Annotated in this window: 3 protein-coding genes; 2 read left to right on the forward strand and 1 reads right to left on the reverse strand. The window is 35.6% G+C overall.

What is annotated here, in order from left to right; translation table 11 throughout:
- Positions 1-190: 190 nt before the first annotated feature.
- On the forward strand, positions 191-1,219 hold the full coding sequence (locus F6K53_RS36525; protein ID WP_293084374.1) for a glycosyltransferase: 1,029 nt from the start codon (positions 191-193) through the stop codon (positions 1,217-1,219).
- A complete protein-coding gene (locus tag F6K53_RS36530) occupies positions 1,216-1,941 on the forward strand; it encodes a class I SAM-dependent methyltransferase (protein ID WP_293084376.1) in 726 nt (241 codons plus the stop codon). Before F6K53_RS36525 ends, F6K53_RS36530 begins: the two co-directional genes overlap by 4 nt.
- A 35-nt stretch (positions 1,942-1,976) precedes the next feature.
- Here the strand turns inward: F6K53_RS36530 and F6K53_RS36535 are convergent.
- Positions 1,977-2,871, reverse strand: an 895-nt coding sequence (locus F6K53_RS36535) for a hypothetical protein (protein ID WP_293084379.1), incomplete at its 5' end; no start/stop codon positions are given.

Below are 2,871 nucleotides of genomic sequence, written 5' to 3' on the forward strand. Positions count from 1 at the left end.
GGTTGGAGAGCTTTTCTCAATTCTCCTTTTTTTGGTTCATGGGTTTTGTGATCACTCTCCTAAATTCGGATCAAACCCCATCCTGCTCTTCTTTTCAACCTTTTTCTTCTGTACTGAAGTGATGGGTAGACTTTTTGCAGGAAAACATGTACTCTAACTTATTAGTTTTTCATAGTCTGAGAGGAAATAAATGGGACTCTCAAAGCTCTCACCGCCAAAACAGTCTCTAAATCAGTCTCTAATTACTGACTTGACTGATAGGAAAAATCTAGTCATTGTCATTCCTTCATTTAATGACTGGGAAGCTCTGGAAAAGCTACTGCTACTTATTGATGAGATTATTATTCCTGAAGGCACGAATTTAGAAGTTGTCATTGTTGATGACTATTCAACTATGCCCATCCCAGATTCACTGACTCATCAAGAACATCTCCAGATTCGAGCAGTTAACATCCTTCGACTTCGCCGCAACCTTGGTCACCAGAGAGCGATAGCGGTTGGCTTGTCCTATGTATATAGCCACTCAGACTGCGACTGGGTTGTGGTGATGGACGGTGATGGGGAAGATAATCCCTTTGCGATAGAGCACCTCCTGAATGTCTCGGACAAGACAGGTAACAATAAAATAATTTTTGCTAAGCGCAGTAAGCGCTCTGAAAGCTACACATTTAAGTTTTTCTATTTCATTTACAAAAAGCTTTATCTCCTGCTTATAGGGAAAGAAATTAGCGTCGGTAATTTCAGTTTATTACCTGCTTATTTATTGAAGAACGTCGTAGTTATTTCAGAAATTTGGAATCATTACTCATCAGGCATTTATCGCTCTCGAATTCCCTATCTTGAAGTAGATGTGCCCCGGGCGAAGCGACTAGCTGGACAGCCCAAGATGAACTTAGTGTCCCTCGTGACACATGGCTTGAGTTCTATTGCAGTGTACGGAGATATTGTTGGGACGAGAATCTTATTAAGTGTTGTAGTTTTGTTAGTTATTTTATTGTTGCTCTTAGGCTCAGTTTTGCTGATTAGACTCTTTACCGATTGGGGGATACCAGGCTGGGCCACCTACGTGTCGGGTTTATTAGTTCTATCTATGTTCCAACTTGTCTTAATCGGAACTGTTTTCAGTCTGATCATCTTGTCAACGCGCAATCAGTCCAACTTGATTCCAGTTCGCGATTATAAATATTATGTTGATAATTTCTTTCCTTTAAAACCATGAACCAGTTTACCTATGTTGGAACAGAGTTAGAGCTGTTTGCTCAAGCCAAGAATTGGAAGAACTATATAAGAGTATTATTAAGTAAATATATCAAAGGTGATGTCTTAGAAGTGGGTGCAGGGATAGGAAGCAACACCCGTTTACTCTGTCGCTCCCAATATAGTCAGTGGTTGTGCCTAGAGCCAGACAATCAGCTTTTCCATGCTCTAGAACAATCGATTGATTTAAATGGTATCATCAACTGTTATGCCCGCAATGGGACTATTGATAGTTTGACTAATGAGCAATTCTTTGATTCAATTTTATACCTTGATGTTTTAGAACATATCCCCAATGATAATCAAGAAGTCATCAAAGTGTCTCAACATCTAAAAGCTAATGGAAATTTAGTTATTTTAGGTCCAGCTCATCAAAGATTGTTTACTCCCTTCGATGCAGCTATTGGTCACTATCGTCGCTATAGTCAATCCAGTCTTAAAGCAATAATACCAGATAATCTCAAGATTGTTAAATGTCTCTATTTAGATAGTGTGGGTTTACTAGCTAGTCTAGCTAATAAACTGATACTTAAGCAAAGTCAACCAACTTTAAAACAAATACAAGTATGGGATAGCTTAATGGTTCCTATCTCTAGAACCTTAGATCCTATCTTCAGATATAGATTAGGAAAATCAATTCTGCTAATAGCTAAAAAATATCCTGATCAAATTGATAAAGGTTAATTTTGACTATAAATAAAATTAACCCTATTACTAATTTATTTGGGATGGCCATAAAAACCTCTAAAACCTTTCCAAACTTTACCACCTTGTTGAATGTTTTTATTAGCTAAAGACACCCAATACTGGTTGGAATCATCAACATTTTGATTTTGTAAATTTTTAGGGGTTTCAAAATATTCTAGAGACTCTAAATACTCAAAATTATCTTGATATTCTTTTGAGATTACCGAAATTTGAGCCAACCTTTCTCTAAGAGCTTGAGAATTAGAAATAGCTACTTTATGAAATTGAAGAACTATAGGAGTAAAACAAAGCATTATCCATAAAAAAGCTATAATTATATGGATTTTAGCAAAAATTTTTGAGATTCTATACGCAAGCCAAACAAAACCCAAAGGAACAAGTGAGATTGAAGCTACCCATTGTCTTGTTAAAATCCAATAGTCACTCCGAAAAGAGACATAAGATAAAAATATAGATATTCCCAAGGCTATAATTATTAGAAAAACCGGACTGATTAGCTCTTTAAGATAAACTTTCCTAAGTTTTGGGTAAACTATAATAATTGATAAAATTACGAAAATGATAATAAGCAAGGGATATAAAAGTTTTCGTAAGAAGTCAAAATGACTGAATTCCATAAAAGTGATGAGTAACTGCTCCTTTTTTACCCAATGAAAAGGATCAAATGTAAATTCTGGGCGCTCTCGTAACCAAGTTAATAATCCTAAAGTAAAATAGACTATTGTGCCGAGGACAGAAAGAGGAATATTCGTATGTTTAATGACAGAATTAATGGAAATTTTTTGGCCAGTTTGAATTAATTTTTGCAAGTATGTAAATACAATAATTGCCAACCAATAAACAGAAAAGTAAGGATGGAAGAGTACCCCCATTAAAATAGAAAATAATCCAAAAAATGTCAAAATC

Source organism: Moorena sp. SIO4A1 (assembly GCF_010672065.1).
In the GTDB taxonomy this organism is placed as follows: Bacteria; Cyanobacteriota; Cyanobacteriia; order Cyanobacteriales; family Coleofasciculaceae; genus Moorena.